The organism is Mycobacterium yunnanensis (assembly GCF_025823185.1).
Classification (GTDB): Bacteria; Actinomycetota; Actinomycetes; order Mycobacteriales; family Mycobacteriaceae; genus Mycobacterium; species Mycobacterium yunnanensis.
On record NZ_JACKVK010000005.1, the window covers coordinates 227,252 to 241,850 of the forward strand.

The following is a 14,599-nucleotide window of genomic DNA, read 5'->3' on the forward strand; positions in this document are numbered from 1 at the left end:
ATGCCGCGGCGCGACCCCGCGCCGTGCTATTTGAAGGGGTTGAGGTTGCGGCCCAGAACGTACTGAAGGCGTTGTGGCAGTGGACGAATGGTGGCGGCGGTGAGCTTGTTGACCTTGCCCGGGATGCAGACGGGTTTGCCAGCCATCACCGCCTCGTAGCCTTCACGCACCACGTCTTGCGGCTCTTGCCAGAGCAGGCCGGGGAGGCGATCGGCGGCCTCGCGGGCGCCCATCACGTCGTGGAACTCGCTGTGGGTGAACCCCGGGCACAACGCAGTCACGTGGATGCCATGCGGCTTGAGTTCCATGTCCAGGGACTGCGACATCTGCAGGACGTAGGCCTTGATGCCGGTGTAGAGCAGACCTTCGCCGGGCGGGGCCATCGCGGCCAGGGAGGACAGGTTGACGATGCGTCCCCATCGACGCTGCTTCATGCCAGGGATCACCCGGTGCGCGAGTTCGGTTGTCGCGGTGACCATCAGCTGTAGTTCGGCGGCCACCGACTCCCACGGAGTCTGGGAGAACTTCGTGCTCGACGACAGTCCCGCGTTGTTGACGAGCACGTCGACGGGCATCTCGGCGCGCGCGGCGTGATCGATGATGGCCGCCGGTGTGGCGGGGTCGGTGAGGTCGGCGGCGAAGACCTCACAGCGCACTCCGTGCGTGCGGCGTAGCTCGGCGGCGAGCTCTTCGAGGCGGTCGGCCCGGCGCGCGACGAGGAGCACGTCGTGCCCGTGGGCGGCGAGGTGGCGGGCGAAGGTTGCGCCGATGCCGGCGGAGGCGCCGGTGATCAATGCGGTCCGTCGAGGGTCGGTCATCGGGGTGCCTTTCTGGTGTCGCGGGGTGTCGATGCGCTCATCGGAAATCAGCCCCGACGTGGCGGTCCAAGAAGTCGACCTGGGCGGTGACGATCTGTTCGAAGTGCGGATCGAGGTAGGGCTCGAAGTGCGAGATGTCGTAGGACTTCACCTCGCCGCGGGGGATGCGCGAGACGATCTTTCGCGCCTTCGCGTACGGGGTGACGTCGTCCTTGGTGGCCAGCTGCACTAACGTCGGCACGGTGATCTTGGTGGCAAGACGGCCCGGTGAATACAGCGGCACCCGCAGCGCGATACGAGCGGCGACGTCGTTCTCGGCCTCCAGCTGCGCACGCAGGTGCTCGGCGGCCTCGCCCCCGGCCATCTCCTCGACGAGTTCATAGGCTCCGGGTGAGGTCATCATGGCGAAGTCGCCGGGCCTACCGATGGACGTGACCCGGTGGGGTTCGCGCCCCAGCCAGGCGCCGACCTGATCGCGCAGCCCGGCGGCGACCAGCCGCGCAACCAACTTCGGCGATTGGGAGAACGCTGAGGCGGGTCCGGAGACGTGGGGCACCTGGACGATGGCGGCGGCGAAGCCGCGGTCGCGGGCAGCCAAGGTGAGCACGTGGCCACCGCCGAAGGATGACCCCCAGCCCACTACCTGGCTGCCGCCGACGCCGTCGAGGCTGCGGGCGTACGCGACGGCAGCGCGCCAATCCGCCTGTTGCTTGGCGATGTCCAGTATCCGACGGGGTTCACCTGCGCTGGCACCCCAGTGCCGGTAGTCGAACACCAGGGCCGCATAGCCCGCCTGCGCGAACCGTGCGGCGTAGGCGTCCAGGCGCAATTCCCGGAACGCAGCGAACCCGTGGGCCAGGACGACGATGGGCGGATTCTCGACACCGTCGGGTCGGTAGAGCCACGCCGCGCACGACGTGCCCCCGGAATCGAAGGTGACGTCGTGGCGGACATAGCTGCGTGGTGGTGTCACGGTGCGCTCCTCGGTCAGTCGTGTTGAATAGCGTTCAAGAAAACGCTAGCAGTATCTTGAACGTCATCCAAGAAAGTGTGATTCAGCAGATCCAAGAGGGGACGTCATGGCGCGCAACAAGCGGCCCCAGGCCGCCGACGAGAAGCGCGCGGAGATCGTGGCGGCCGCTCGGCGGCTGTTCGTCGACGGCGGGTACGACGCCACCTCGATGAGTCGCCTGGCCAAGGAAGCCGGCGTGGCACCCAACACGATCTATTGGTATTTCCAGGACAAGGACGACGTGCTGATCGCGGTCCTGACCTCCGTCATGGCCGACGTGTGGCCGCAGTATGAGGCGATCGCCAGCCAACCGATTGCGGCGCGGTTGCTGTGGGTAGTCGGTCAACTCACCGAGATGAGCCGACTCGTGACGACCGTGCACTCCCGCGTCGAGCACTCCCCGGCGATCGCCGAATGGCATCAGAACTTCCACACGATTACCGGCAGCCTGCTCCGATTCGAGCTTCAGAACACCGGCATTCCCGCCTCGACGGTGGACGCCGAGGTCATGATCGGCGTGTTCACCGTCGAGGGCTTGCTCATGCACTCGCTTGGGGAAGAACGCGAACGCGCGATCTGCGACGCCCTTGCCGCGCGCTGGTCGACCGCACCGCCGACGAACTGAACCATCGACTACTCCTCGCCTGCTCGCAGGACGGTCTACACCGTGACCGGTGCGCGCCGACGAGAGAATTGCAATGCGTCGTGGTCGATCTTGCCGTTGCGGATGACCCGCAGGTCGACGAAGTAGTTCTGCTTGAGTCGCCAGGGGGCCTTGGAGCCCGACTTCGGCAAGCGGTCGGTCGCGCGCGTGATGTATCCCGAGGTGAGGTCCAAGAAGGGGTGCCGTTCGACGTCACCGCCGGGTTGGCGCGGCTCGACGACGCCGAAGTCGTTGTCCTCCATGTAGTTCAGCAGGCGGCTGACGTACTCGGAGGTGAGGTCGGCCTTCAGAGTCCAGGACGCGTTGGTGTAGCCGAAGGTGAAGGCCATGTTGGGCACACCGGAGAGCATCATGCCCTTGAATGCCACGGTGTCCGCGAGATCGACGGGCACACCGTTGCGCTGCAATTCGGCGCCGCCGAAGAACCGCACATTCAGACCCGTCGCAGTGACGATGACGTCGGCCTCCAGAGTCCGGCCGGAGGTCAACCGGATGCCCTCGGGAGTGAACCGGTCGATCGTGTCGGTGACGACCTCGGCGGTGCCCCTCCGGATGGCGGTGAAGATGTCGCCGTTGGGGGCCAAGCACACTCGCTGATCCCATGGCTTGTAGTCGGGCGCGAAGTGCTTGTCGTAGTCGAAGCCGTCGGGCAGGCGGCGCTCGGCCATCGAACGCAACGTCTTACGGAAGACGCCAGGCAGGGCGCGCGCGATCTGATATTGCGCCGTGGCGGTCAGGATGGCCTTCCACCGCACGGCGGTGTAGGCGGCCTTCTGCGGCAGCAGCGCGAAAGCCCTTGCCGCAAACGGATCCTTGTCGGACAGCGAACCGATGTAGGTCGGGGTGCGTTGGAGCATCGTCACGTGGCCTGCGCCGTTGTCGGTCAATGCGGGGACCAGGGTGATGGCCGTGGCGCCACTGCCGATGACGACGACTCTCTTGCCCTGGTAATCCAGATCCTCGGGCCAGTGCTGCGGGTGCACGATCGTCCCGGCGAAGTCGCCGGAGCCGGCGAACTCCGGGGAGAAACCCTTGTCGTAGTCGTAATAGCCGCTGCACGCCCACAGAAAGCCCGCGTGCACGACCGTTTGCTCCCCGCCGTGGTCGACGGTGACCTCCCAGACGCCGTCCTCGTCGGACCAATTCGCCGAGACGACCTTCTGGCCGTAGCGGATGTGAGTGTCGATGCCGTTCTCCGACGCAGCCTCGTTGAGGTAGTTCCAGATCGACGGGCCGTTGGCGATCATCTGATCGGTCGCCCACGGCTTGAAATGAAACCCCAGGGTATACATGTCCGAATCCGACCGAATGCCAGGATATTTGAACAAGTCCCAGGTGCCACCCAGCTTCTCGCGACGCTCCAGGATGACGTAACTCTTGCCTGGCGCTTGCTGCTGAAGGTGCCACGCGGCACTGATACCCGAGATTCCGGCACCCACGATCACCACGTCGACAAAATCGGTCATGGTGTAAAGCTACCAACACGTCGTCGAAAAGGTCAACACCTCGTTGAACTAGTCGACACCCTGTAAAGTCCGCCACTATGGCTGCCAGGGCTCGCTCGCGGATATTCGGTGGATCGTGTGCTGACCCCGATGGCACCCTGGGGACATGAACGCGATTGACGCCGCCATCGCCGTGGCGTCATCTCATGGGCTACAACTCACCTCCGGAGGCGCAACGCTGATCGAGGCGGGGCTGGACTACCGGATCGTCATGGCACAGGACCGCGACGGGTGCCGCTGGGTGCTGCGCCTGCCACGCCGCGCGGACGTCTCCGAGAGCATCGCCGCCGAGAACCGCATCCTCGAGTTGGTGGCCCCGGTTCTAGCGGCCGCCGGCGTGGCGGTTCCCGATTGGCAGGTCCGATCCCCCGACGTGATCGCCTATCCCGCCCTGCCCGGTGCGCCGGGCCTAACTCTGACCGATGACGGGGAACCGGACTGGCACATGGACGCTGCCAGTCCGGACTATGCGGTGCGTCTCGGGCGCCTCTTGGCGCGACTGCACTGCATCACTGCCGAGCAGGCGAAAGCCGCAGGGGTGCAGGTACGTACGCCCGCGCGAGTTCGGCAGTCCTGGCGCGACGACATCGAAAACGTACGCGCGGCGTTCACCGTCGCGCCCGAGCTCTCCGAGGCCTGGGACAGCTGGCTGGCCGACGACAGCTGCTGGCCCGACGAGACCGTGATGACGCACGGCGAGATCTATCCCGCGCACCTGCTCTTCGCCGAAGACGGGTCGGTCACCGGCGTGCTGGACTGGACCACGGCGCGCGTCGACGACCCCGCCCGCGACCTCGCCGCCCAGTACGGCGCCGCAGGCGAAGACATGCTTGAGGTGACCTTGGGGGCCTATGCGGCGGCCGGCGGGCACCCATATCCAGGCCTGGCCGCCCAGGCTCGTCACCTCTGGGAAGCATCCCCGATCGGGTATGCCCTGTACGCGCTGACCACCCGCGCTCAGGACGACCTCGCAGTGGCCGCCAAAAGGCTTCAAATGCACGCGTGACGTGGCAGCCGAAGATCTGTTGGGCGCGCCGTCAGGCGTCAGCCTGCATTCCAGCAACCAATAATTTCAACAGCCGTTCACGTTGTCCTGCTTGGCGATTCGGTTGTTCGCCCACCCATGTCACGGCAGCCACCATGTCCAGCACGTCGTCCGCCCGCACGTCGGGATGGAAGGCGCCCTCTCGTACGGCCCGCGCGATCAACGCCGTCCCCGCTTCTCGGGCCCGCCGACACGAATCCAGGTCATCGGACTCGTCGGTTGGCGTCACCAGTGTCTCGGCCAATCCCTTGAACATGCTGCCCTGCTCGACGTACGCGTTGAGCCACGTCTCGACCGCCTGGGCCGGGTCGGACTCCACCAGCAACGCCACGCCCATGTCGTGGATGTCGACCAGGCCGTCGTCGATGACAGCGCGCACCAACCGATCTCGCGTCGGGAAGTGTCGATACAGGGTTCCCGGGCCCACGCCAGCCGCACGCGCAATGTCGTCGAGAGAGGCCGTCACTCCGTCTCGATCGAACGCGTCGCGAGCGGCGTCGAGCACGCGCCGCCGGTTGCGTTGCGCGTCGGCGCGAAGTGGTCGCGTCATCCCTACCCCTCGACAAACGGAGATTGTCTCCGCAATACTTACCGGAGATGGTCTCCGCATCTTACCGAAGGGACGCTGCACCATGACTGAAGACATCGGCATCACTGCCGAGGAACTGTCCGAGATGAATCGGCAGGTCATCGAGGCCTTTCGCGCGACCGGGGGTAAGCCGGGAGGCCAATGGGAGGGCATTCCGGTAGTGCTCGTGCACCACGTCGGCGCCAAATCCGGCAAGAAGAGAATCGCCCCCTTGGTCCCGCTCGTCGACGGAGACCGCATCTACATCATCGCCAGCAAGGGGGGATCCGACACCAATCCGGACTGGTACCACAACTTGCGGGCCCATCCCGAGACCGTGGCGGAGTGGGGTGCGGAAACCTTTCCGGTGACTGCTCGCGTGCTCGAAGGCCAAGAGCGTGAGGACGTCTACGCCAAGCAGGTGGCGTTGCAGCCGCAGTTTGGCGACTATCAGCGTCGGACGTCACGACTCATTCCCGTCATCGAACTGGAGCGCCACGGCAGCTGACACGGCGACCTGTGCACCGTCACGCGGTGGCGGTGGCCCAGTGCCGCAGGGCGATTCGCACGATCTAGAGCCACGCCTCGAACGTGTTCTCCGCACCGGCGATCCGTTCACGGGACAGGGCGGCCTTCGCCTCCCGCGTCATCTCGTCGGTCAGGACTTCGATCACGCCACGTTCCACGCCGTCGACCGCCATGGCGGCGATGATCCCCGGGTCGGTCTTGACGGTGTCCAGGTCGGCGATCATGTCGGTGTCCATGAAGCCGATGTGCAGGGCGGTGACGGCCACACCGTGGGGTGCGAATTCCTCACGTATGGCGTCAGATTGGGCCCACAGCGCAGTCTTCGCCGCGGCGTAGGCGCCTAGTACCTGCGGGTGCAGCCAGGACAGCACCGACACGACGTTGAGGACCGCACCGGGGGCGTTGGCTATCAGCTGGGGGGCGAACGCCCGCGTCACCGACAAGGTGCCGAAGAAGTGGGACTCCATCGTCGCCCGCACCTCGTCCATCGGGCCGGTCAACAGTGTGGCGGAACTGGCCATTCCGGCATTGTTGACCAGCAGTGTCACGTCGCCGGTTGCCGCAGCAGCCGCCGCCACCGAGTCGGCGTCGGTGACGTCGACGTGCACGGGGATGACGCCGGGGGTGGTCACGCTCCCGGGTCGGCGGGCCGCGCCGTAGACCTTCGCACCCCGGGAGACCAGTTGCTCGCTGATCCGTTGTCCCAGTCCACGATTCGCACCGGTGACCAGTGCGACCGCTCCGTCGATCTGCATGATGTGACCTCTTCCGTCGTGAGGGGTTGCCCGTCGGGTCAGGATTCGTCGTCGCGTCTGATCGAGCCGGGGTGGTGGCACAGCGCGGTCACGGTGACGTTCATATAGGGGTGCAGGGGCAGCTCGCTGAGGATGTCGTGAAGCTCGTCGGGCCCGGAGACGTCGAAGATGCTGATGTTCTCGAACTTGCCGGCGACCCGCCACAGATGTCGCCAGACGCCGCTTTCCTGCAGGGGGGCGCCGTGCGCGCGTTCCTTGGCTTGCAGGTCGGCGAGCGTGTCGGCGTCCATGGTGTCGGGGACGTGAGTCGCCATGTGTACGTGGAACAGCAACGGTCTTTCCTCTAGTCGGTGGGCAGTAGGGAGATCAGCCGATGGCGACGGGACTGCGGCCGGCGACGAGGTGCAGCAGCGCGATGCCGTATTCCGACGCGGACTGCTGGTTCTGCCCGGTGATCAGTCGGCCGTCGACGATGACGCACGGCTCGGCGATACCGGCACTGGTGTATCGGCCGCCTGCCTCTTCAAGGACGGTCTGAGGGAAGTGCGGGAAGGAGAATCCATATTGCTCCAGGACGGCGTCCTCGGCCCGAGAGTAGCCGGTGACCCGTCGTCCCCGTAGCCGGTCGGGCACGTTGCCCAGGGCGATGGCTCCGTGACAGATGACGGCGACGACCTTGTCGTTGGCGAAGAAGTGCTTGAGCGCGGCGGTGACGTCGGGGTTGGGGAAGAAGTCGTGGGTCGCCCCTTGGCCGCCGGTGAAGTGGATGACGTCGTACTCGTCGAGGTCGACGTCGGCGAGCTTGAGTGTCGTCGCGAGGCGTCCGACGAGAGTGGGATCGGACAGGAATCCCTTGCTTACCAGATCGTCGGACTCCTGCGATTGCTCGGAGTACGGATCGCTCAACGCGCTCCAGTTGACGTTGCCACCCGCCGGGCTGGAGAAGTCGACGTCGATACCGCGTTCGGTCAGATGCCAGTACGGGTGAGTGACCTCCGAGAGCCAGGTGCCGGTCTCGTGGCTGCTGCTCACGAATAGTGCCTTCATGCTTCTTCCTCCGTTGCTGGCGATGTGGTAATTCGGGACGCGTCCAACGTGATGGGGACGGTCAAGATCTTGGAGATGGAGCACAGGGCTCGGGCCTGTTCGGCAAGCTCGACGAACTGGTCGTCGGTGATGCCGGGGATGTCGGCGACGACGACGAAGTGGATGCCCTCCACCGAATAGCCGTGCCCGTCGGATCCTTGGTCGTCGGTCCCCATGGTGAGTTGAGCTGTGGTGCTGATTGATTCGACGGATGCGCCCGCCTTGAAGGCGATGTTGGCCAATGCGTGGTTGTAGCAGCCGGCATGCCCGGTGACGAGGAGTTCTTCGGGGATGGCCCCGGGTGCGCCCTCGAATCGGCTGGCGTAGGTGTAGGGCGCCTCGCGGATGGTGCCCGACGTCGTCGTCGACAACGTTCCGGTGCCTTCCTTGAAGGTCCCGTTCCACTGGGACTGTCCGGTCACGACTGGCATCGGTTCTCCTCGGGTGTACGTGATGTGGTGAATGGGTCTGTGCGAACGGTCGTTTTGGTGAACGGTCGACTCGGTGCCGTCGCTCGGTCAGCTGGCGGTTGTCACGGCGGCGGCGACGTCGGCGATCTCAGCCCCGAGGCGGTATTCGAGGTCGCTCTTCTGCTGGAGGCCGCGTTCGAAGAGTCCCTTGGTGACTGCCTGGAAGCCGGGGGTGGGCACCGCCGCCCAGAAGGCGTCGGAGTGCAGCGGGAATTCACTGTCGGGCAAGCGGGTGTACTTGTTGACGAACGCCTTGATCTCACCGATGACGCGGTGGTCCCAGCGCGACACCCTCGCGGCGTAGTCGTCGACGAAGGCGACGACGTCCTCATCCGGGATGGAGCGGTTGACATAGCCGTAGCGTTCGGCCGTGTCACCGTCGTAATCACCGCCACCGAGCAAGATTTCGAAGGCCCGTCCGCGTCCGACCAATGCAGGCAAGCGTCCCGAGGCGCCGCCGCCTTGTACGGCGCCGAAGCCGACCTCCATCTGCCCGAGGATGGCCTTCTCGCGACTGGCGAATCGGATGTCGGTGGCCAGCGCGAACTCGCTACCTGCGCCGCGGGCGATGCCGCGTACGGCCGAGATGGTGACGGCGGAGAGCTTGCTGATGCGCACCGTGACGTCCACCCAGGCGGCGTACCCGGTGGGACTGGGCAGCGCCTCGGATGCTGCGTGGTCGGCGGCCAGGTCGTAGTGGGCCAGGAAGAAGTCCGGGTCTGCGCTGTCGAACAGCACGACGTTGACGGTGTCGTTGGACTCCAGTTCGGTGAGCAGGTTCTTGAGGTCACGCATCATCTCGGTGCCGATCACGTTGACCGGCGGGTTGTCGAACGTGACCCGCCAGAACGTGGGGGACACCTCGGTGAGACGAAGGTGGGTAGGGGCGAAGTCGTCGAGGAAGGTCATGCGTTGCACCGTACCACCTCACTTTGAAATGGCTAGTTAGTGTGTGTACCGTCGCCTTTGGTCATGCTCCCTCGAGTACGCCCCGACGCCGGCCGGCAGAGTACTGGTACACGAAAGCCACTGTCATTCACGCCAATGGCTCTTTCTTCGGGGGAGTGTGTTCCACGGATGCACGTCGCCAGGCCCAATCTCGCGAGCGCGCTATCCCTGCATGCTTTGACTGTTGAATTCAGAACACGATGAAGAGAAGACCACGTTGAAGGCTCGCGACATGTCCACCACCACACACACCGCCAACGCGGCGCAACCCACCTTCACCGACGCGCTGTGGGAACGGTTCCGCGGCTACGGCACCGTGCAACACGCCCCGGCAGGCACCTGGCTGTTTCGAGCGGGGGAACCGACCTGCGACATGTTGCTCGTCGAATCCGGGACCGTCGACGTTCTTCGGGCCGCTACCGCCGACAGCCCGGAAGCCGTTGTCGCACACTACGGCCCACGCCAGTTCAGCGGGGAGATGAACCTGCTTACCGGACAGGCGACCTACCTCGACGCCCGGGCCAGCGAGACCGCGGTCATCTACCGCGTCAGCCCGACCGACTTCCGCCGGCTGATGGACACCGAATCCGATCTCTCCGACCTGATCCTGCGGGCCCTGCTCGCACGACGCCAAAGCCTGCGCGACGGCCAAGGCGCCCGCAGCATCGAAGTCCTCGCCGGCCCGGCGTCCTCCCCGTCGATGGCCCTACGCACCTACCTCGACCGCCAACGACTCCCCCACACCTGGACCGACTTCGACTCCGACATCGGGGACGTCCTCGCCAAAGCAGCCGGCATCGCCGTCGAGGACCTTCCAGCCGTGCTCACCTCCACCGCCGTCATCCGCCAGGCCACTCCCGCCCGGCTCGCCGACGTTCTGGGCCTGTCGCACCGCCCTATCTCCGGCAAAACCCTCGACGTCGTCGTCATCGGCGGCGGACCCGCAGGTCTGGCCGCCGCGGTGTACGGCGCTTCAGAAGGACTGCGCACCCTGCTCCTGGACTCCGTCGCCACCGGAGGGCAAGCCGCCACCAGCTCCCGCATCGATAACTACCTCGGCTTCACCTCCGGAATCAGCGGCAGCGAGCTCACCGGACGCGCCGTCGTCCAAGCCCAGAAGTTCGGTGCCCGCATTGCCACCCCGGCCCGGGTCGTCCACCTCGACACGACCCCGGGACGCCCGCGCGTGCACCTCGACGACGGCACCGTCGTCGACACCCACACCATCCTGATCGCCACCGGCGCTCGCTACCGTGCACTACCGCTGCCGCGATGGGACGACTTCGAAGGCGTCGGAATCTACTATGGTGCAACCGAACTGGAGGCCCGTGTCTGCGGCAACGCTGCCGTCGCCGTCATCGGCGGCGCGAACTCCGCCGGACAAGCGGCCCTGTTCCTCGCCGAACGAGGCGGCATGGTGCACCTCGTCGTGCGCGGCGCCTCGCTGACCGTCGGCATGTCCTCCTACCTCGCCGACCGAATCGCCGCCCACCCCGCCATCACCGTGCACACCCACACAAAAGTCAGCGCCGTCGACGGTGACCATCAACTGCGCCGCATCACCGCCACCACGACATCGGACGGAAACGTCACCACCACGAATCACGATGTGTGCGCCCTGTTCTGCTTCATCGGCGCCGTGCCCGCCACCGAGTGGCTCACCGACATCGCCCTCGACGACCACGGATTCATCCTCACCGACTCCCGCATCCCCCCAGACGCCCTCGGACCGCAGTGGGTTCAGGCCAACCGCACACCCATGCCCTTCGAGACCAGCACACCCGCAGTGCTCGCCGCCGGCGACGTCCGCGCCGGGTCCATGAAACGCGTCGCCGCCGCCGTCGGCGAAGGCGCCAGCGCCGTCAGTACCGTGCACGCTCTCCTCACCGCTGCTCGCACCTGGCCCACCCGCCGCGGGAATGCGGGGGGCGATTCGAGCTGACTACGGAATGTCAAGTCAGAGGTGTAGAGTCCATCGAGTGGCAACCAAGAAGGTCGACGACTGGAAGTGCTCGGTCGCGCGCAGTATGACGGTGTTGGGTGAGCGGTGGACGATCCTCATCCTTCGCGAGGCCCTGTTGGGGACGACGAGGTTCGCCGACTTCGAACGCAATCTTGGCCTACCACCAGATCGACTGGCAGACAGGCTCGCCACGTTGGTGGAGTACGGCGTCATGACCAAGGAGTCCTACCAGGAACCAGGTCAACGTCGGCGCCCGTCCTACCACCTCACCCCCGCAGGCCGCGAGCTACACGTACTCATCGGCGCGCTCCAACAGTGGGGTGACCGACACCTCTCCCGGCCCGAAGGTCCCACTATGGTGCGTAAAGCCAGCCGCACCGATCGGCCGGTACACGTCGCCTTCATCGACGATCTTGGATACGAAGTGCCAGCTGACGACGTGGCGACCATCCCCACCGGCAACTGACGATGTAGCGAGAGCGCGGCCCCGACGCTTACCCGCGACATGCGGGATGTGCAGCTGCGTTCGAGGCGAGGCAGAGCTGGGGCCACGACGGCGGAGAAGACCGCTGGCGGCGGAACCATGACGGCCAGCCCGACGACGCCTCGTGGATTGGCACTTACAGCTAATCTTCGGTGATGTCGCGGACGTGGCCCCTGGCGGGGCGTGACGACCTGCTTGATGAGGTGATGGCGGTACTCGAAGAGTCTGGGGTGAGCGGGCTCGCCCTGACCGGAGGGGCGGGTGTCGGCAAGTCCCGGGTGGCGTGGGAGGCGGCCGAGCGCGCCGCCGCTCGCGGATGGACCGTGCGGAGGATCAGCGCGACCGCAACCAGTCAGCATGTGCCGTTGGGGGCGTGCGCCCAGTGGACCGACGACGTCGGAGGGGGTGAGGCGGCGCTGGTCCGCCGGGTGGGAGAGGCGGTTGTCGCGGGCAGCGACGTGGGCCGGCTGCTGCTGGTCGTCGACGACGCGCATTTGCTCGACGACTTGTCGGTTCTCGTCGTCAAGCACCTGGTGGACTCCGGGACGGCCAGGGTGGTGATGACACTACGCACCGGCGAGCCGACGCCGGCTGCCCTGCACGAGCTAGGCAAGAACGGACACGTCGTGTGGCGTGAGGTCATGACGCTGTCGCGCGAGCGAATGGACGCGGTGCTGGCGGCAGCGTTCGGGGCGCCACCCGACGGCGGCTGCAGTGCCCGGTTCTGGACGTTGACCGGCGGGAACATGCTATTCGTCCGGCAACTGGCCGGGCAGGAGGCCGACGCCGGACGGTTGGCAGTTGCGGACGGGGCGCTGCGGTGGAGCGGGGACGTGGTGGTGAGCGGGTCGCTGGCCGACCTCGTGGAGCGACAGGTCGGTGCGCTGCGAGAGCCGGTGTTGGAAGTGATCGACACGATCGCCGTCGCCGAGCCCCTCGACCGCCGCTGGCTTTCACTGCTGGCAGAGCAAGACGCCGTGGAGGAAGCCGAGCAACGTGGGTTGATCCGCCTTGCGGGTGAGCAGGTCTACCTGGGGCATCCTCTGTTCGCCGAGATCCGGCGCACGCGCTGCGGTGCGGTGCGCTTGGCACGGCTGCGCGGGCGGGTGGCCACGGCGATGGGCGAAGGCGGCAGCGCTGCGGTACTGGTCAAACGGGGCTTGCTGTGGTTGGAGTCGGATCTGGCCCTGCGGCCCGAGCTGCTGGCGGCCGCGGGCGGTGCGGCGAACTCCCTGCTCGACTTCGACCTGGCCGAGCGACTGTTCGCCGCCGCAGCCGAGGCCGGAGTGGGGCCGCGAGCGCACGTGTTGCGGGCGTGGACTCTGTTCATGATGGGTGACGGCGAATCAGCCGACGACGTCCTCTCCCAAGCGCCGCGCCAAGGGGAGGTGGGTCCCGGGTTCCGCAACGAAGTGGTGTTGCGTGCATCCAACGAGCTGTGGGCCAAACGCAACCCGGAGAAGGCGCGGCAAATCGTCGAGCACGCCCTGATGACCGAGACCGGCGAACGGCGTGCGCAGATCCTGGTGTTCCGGGCCAATCAGCTGGCACTGGCGGGGCGCACCCTGGAGGTGCTGCAGACCTTGGAGCAGGTCGACGACCGGGAGCTCGATCCCTACGGCACGGCGATGGCCTGCATCCCGAGGTGCATGGCACACGGGGACCTGGGCCAGTTGGATCAGGTGGCCACCGCCATCGCGGTGTCCGCGCGAGCGTTGGAGGCGACCATCGAGGGCGCGCACTTGCACGGCCCCCTCACAGAGGTCCATGCCAGTGCTCTGGCGGTGTCGGGACGCATCGGCGAGGCCCTGGCGGTCGCGCAGCAGTTCGCCCGCAGTCAATACGGGCGCGACACGACGATGTGCTATGTCGCCCAACAGATCCAAGGTATGGCTCATCTGGCCGCCGGGGATCTTCGCGCGGCTCTCGAGCACCTGCCCGCCCAACCGGATCCGAGTTGCTGGAGCGGACGAGGATTCCACGCCACCAACAGTTTTCCCCGTTTCGAATTGATGCGCGCGCAGGCGCTGGCTCGGGTAGGCGAAGTGGATTCCGCGGAGCGGGCGCTGGCCGTTGCCCGTGAGTGCCGACCACCGGCGTACCACTATTACGACTCAGCCGATCTCATCGCCGAGGCCTGGATCGCCGCAGCCCGATCACGATTCGGTGATGCGCGCGCCCTGGCGCTCACCGCGGCCGACGTCGCCCGCGACCACCAGCAGTGGGCACGGGAAGTGTGGTGCCTGCAGACGGCCGTCCAGCTCGACGACACCGACGCCGCCGAACGGCTGACCGAACTCGCCGAGCGGGTGGGGACCGTGCGCGCCACGGTGGCCGCCCAGTATGCCGAGGCCTTGAGCAGCGATGACGCGACGGGTCTGGAGGCGGTCTCTGAGCTGTGGGAGTCGATGGGCGATCGGCTGGCCGCGGCCGACGCTGCGGCCCAGTCGGCGACGTCGCATCGGCGGGCCGGTCGAGCAGGCAGCGCCACCACCGCCGCCGGGCGCGCGAGACACCTGGCCGCGCTCTGCGGACAGGCCACCAGCCCCGCCATCGTCACCGCCGAATTTTCTGCGCCCTTCACCAACCGCGAGCGCGAAATCGTGGTGCTCGTTGCTCAAGGGTTGACCAACCGCCAGATCGCCGACATCCAATCACTGTCGGTACGCACCGTGGAAAGTCACATCTACCGTGCCAGCAACAAGGCCGGCGTTACCGGGCGGGCTGGCCTCGGTGCCCTCGCCGACACCTGA

At 66.5% G+C, this 14,599-nt stretch carries 15 protein-coding genes; 6 read left to right on the forward strand and 9 right to left on the reverse strand.

Going from position 1 to position 14,599, the window contains the following annotated elements:
- Positions 1–26 precede the first annotated feature (26 nt).
- A complete protein-coding gene (locus H7K45_RS08305; RefSeq protein ID WP_263995311.1) occupies positions 27–818 on the reverse strand; it encodes an SDR family NAD(P)-dependent oxidoreductase in 792 nt (263 codons plus the stop codon).
- Positions 819–855: 37 nt separating this feature from the next.
- Complete coding sequence (locus tag H7K45_RS08310; protein WP_263995312.1) at positions 856–1,791, reverse strand: alpha/beta hydrolase; 936 nt, start codon at positions 1,789–1,791, stop codon at positions 856–858.
- Positions 1,792–1,897: 106 nt separating this feature from the next.
- Between H7K45_RS08310 and H7K45_RS08315 the strand changes: the two genes are divergently transcribed.
- Positions 1,898–2,455 carry a TetR/AcrR family transcriptional regulator gene (locus H7K45_RS08315; protein ID WP_263995313.1) on the forward strand — a complete coding sequence of 186 codons (558 nt, stop codon included), beginning with the start codon at positions 1,898–1,900 and terminating at the stop codon, positions 2,453–2,455.
- A gap of 35 nt (positions 2,456–2,490) precedes the next feature.
- Here the strand turns inward: H7K45_RS08315 and H7K45_RS08320 are convergent, their stop codons facing one another.
- Positions 2,491–3,960, reverse strand: coding sequence for a flavin-containing monooxygenase (locus H7K45_RS08320; protein WP_263995314.1), 1,470 nt, complete (start codon positions 3,958–3,960; stop codon positions 2,491–2,493).
- A 145-nt stretch (positions 3,961–4,105) separates the two neighbouring features.
- Between H7K45_RS08320 and H7K45_RS08325 the strand changes: the two genes are divergently transcribed.
- A complete protein-coding gene (locus H7K45_RS08325; protein WP_263995315.1) occupies positions 4,106–5,005 on the forward strand; it encodes a macrolide 2'-phosphotransferase in 900 nt (299 codons plus the stop codon).
- A gap of 31 nt (positions 5,006–5,036) precedes the next feature.
- Here H7K45_RS08325 and H7K45_RS08330 read toward each other — a convergent pair whose 3' ends face one another.
- Positions 5,037–5,594, reverse strand: coding sequence for a TetR/AcrR family transcriptional regulator (locus H7K45_RS08330; RefSeq protein WP_263995316.1), 558 nt, complete (start codon positions 5,592–5,594; stop codon positions 5,037–5,039).
- An 82-nt stretch (positions 5,595–5,676) separates the two neighbouring features.
- On the opposite strand from H7K45_RS08330, the gene H7K45_RS08335 reads away from it, so the two are divergent.
- Entirely contained in the window at positions 5,677–6,120 is a 444-nt protein-coding gene (locus tag H7K45_RS08335) for a nitroreductase family deazaflavin-dependent oxidoreductase (protein WP_263995317.1), read from the forward strand.
- Between the two features lie 64 nt (positions 6,121–6,184).
- Here the strand turns inward: H7K45_RS08335 and H7K45_RS08340 are convergent, their stop codons facing one another.
- The 5 genes from H7K45_RS08340 to H7K45_RS08360 form a co-directional block, all read right to left on the reverse strand.
- On the reverse strand, positions 6,185–6,895 hold the full coding sequence (locus tag H7K45_RS08340) for an SDR family oxidoreductase (RefSeq protein WP_263995318.1): 711 nt from the start codon (positions 6,893–6,895) through the stop codon (positions 6,185–6,187).
- A 38-nt stretch (positions 6,896–6,933) separates the two neighbouring features.
- Positions 6,934–7,227 (reverse strand): muconolactone Delta-isomerase, encoded by a 294-nt coding sequence (locus tag H7K45_RS08345; RefSeq protein ID WP_263995319.1) that lies wholly within the window; start codon positions 7,225–7,227, stop codon positions 6,934–6,936.
- A 34-nt stretch (positions 7,228–7,261) separates the two neighbouring features.
- A complete protein-coding gene (locus H7K45_RS08350) occupies positions 7,262–7,942 on the reverse strand; it encodes a type 1 glutamine amidotransferase domain-containing protein (RefSeq protein WP_263995320.1) in 681 nt (226 codons plus the stop codon).
- Positions 7,939–8,412: an OsmC family peroxiredoxin gene (locus H7K45_RS08355; RefSeq protein WP_263995321.1), complete on the reverse strand. Its 474-nt coding sequence runs from the start codon at positions 8,410–8,412 to the stop codon at positions 7,939–7,941. The genes H7K45_RS08350 and H7K45_RS08355 overlap by 4 nt, the downstream gene beginning before the upstream one ends.
- 87 nt (positions 8,413–8,499) lie before the next feature.
- A complete protein-coding gene (locus H7K45_RS08360) occupies positions 8,500–9,360 on the reverse strand; it encodes an enoyl-CoA hydratase/isomerase family protein (protein WP_263995322.1) in 861 nt (286 codons plus the stop codon).
- 271 nt (positions 9,361–9,631) lie between these two features.
- Here H7K45_RS08360 and H7K45_RS08365 point away from each other — a divergent pair, with 271 nt between their 5' ends.
- From H7K45_RS08365 to H7K45_RS08375, 3 genes are all read left to right on the forward strand, one after another.
- Positions 9,632–11,341 carry an FAD-dependent oxidoreductase gene (locus H7K45_RS08365; protein ID WP_263995323.1) on the forward strand — a complete coding sequence of 570 codons (1,710 nt, stop codon included), beginning with the start codon at positions 9,632–9,634 and terminating at the stop codon, positions 11,339–11,341.
- Between the two features lie 37 nt (positions 11,342–11,378).
- Complete coding sequence (locus H7K45_RS08370; RefSeq protein ID WP_263995324.1) at positions 11,379–11,828, forward strand: winged helix-turn-helix transcriptional regulator; 450 nt, start codon at positions 11,379–11,381, stop codon at positions 11,826–11,828.
- A gap of 173 nt (positions 11,829–12,001) precedes the next feature.
- Positions 12,002–14,599 (forward strand): helix-turn-helix transcriptional regulator, encoded by a 2,598-nt coding sequence (locus H7K45_RS08375; protein WP_263995325.1) that lies wholly within the window; start codon positions 12,002–12,004, stop codon positions 14,597–14,599.

Bases quoted from the DNA above. Each gene is read 5' to 3' on its own strand.
- H7K45_RS08305 (WP_263995311.1), bottom strand. From the start codon at position 818: ATGACCGACCCTCGACGGACCGCATTGATCACCGGCGCCTCCGCCGGC.
- H7K45_RS08315 (WP_263995313.1), top strand. From the start codon at position 1,898: ATGGCGCGCAACAAGCGGCCCCAGGCCGCCGACGAGAAGCGCGCGGAG.
- H7K45_RS08320 (WP_263995314.1), bottom strand. From the start codon at position 3,960: ATGACCGATTTTGTCGACGTGGTGATCGTGGGTGCCGGAATCTCGGGT.
- H7K45_RS08325 (WP_263995315.1), top strand. From the start codon at position 4,106: ATGAACGCGATTGACGCCGCCATCGCCGTGGCGTCATCTCATGGGCTA.
- H7K45_RS08330 (WP_263995316.1), bottom strand. From the start codon at position 5,594: ATGACGCGACCACTTCGCGCCGACGCGCAACGCAACCGGCGGCGCGTG.
- H7K45_RS08335 (WP_263995317.1), top strand. From the start codon at position 5,677: ATGACTGAAGACATCGGCATCACTGCCGAGGAACTGTCCGAGATGAAT.
- H7K45_RS08340 (WP_263995318.1), bottom strand. From the start codon at position 6,895: ATGCAGATCGACGGAGCGGTCGCACTGGTCACCGGTGCGAATCGTGGA.
- H7K45_RS08350 (WP_263995320.1), bottom strand. From the start codon at position 7,942: ATGAAGGCACTATTCGTGAGCAGCAGCCACGAGACCGGCACCTGGCTC.
- H7K45_RS08355 (WP_263995321.1), bottom strand. From the start codon at position 8,412: ATGCCAGTCGTGACCGGACAGTCCCAGTGGAACGGGACCTTCAAGGAA.
- H7K45_RS08360 (WP_263995322.1), bottom strand. From the start codon at position 9,360: ATGACCTTCCTCGACGACTTCGCCCCTACCCACCTTCGTCTCACCGAG.
- H7K45_RS08365 (WP_263995323.1), top strand. From the start codon at position 9,632: ATGTCCACCACCACACACACCGCCAACGCGGCGCAACCCACCTTCACC.
- H7K45_RS08375 (WP_263995325.1), top strand. From the start codon at position 12,002: ATGTCGCGGACGTGGCCCCTGGCGGGGCGTGACGACCTGCTTGATGAG.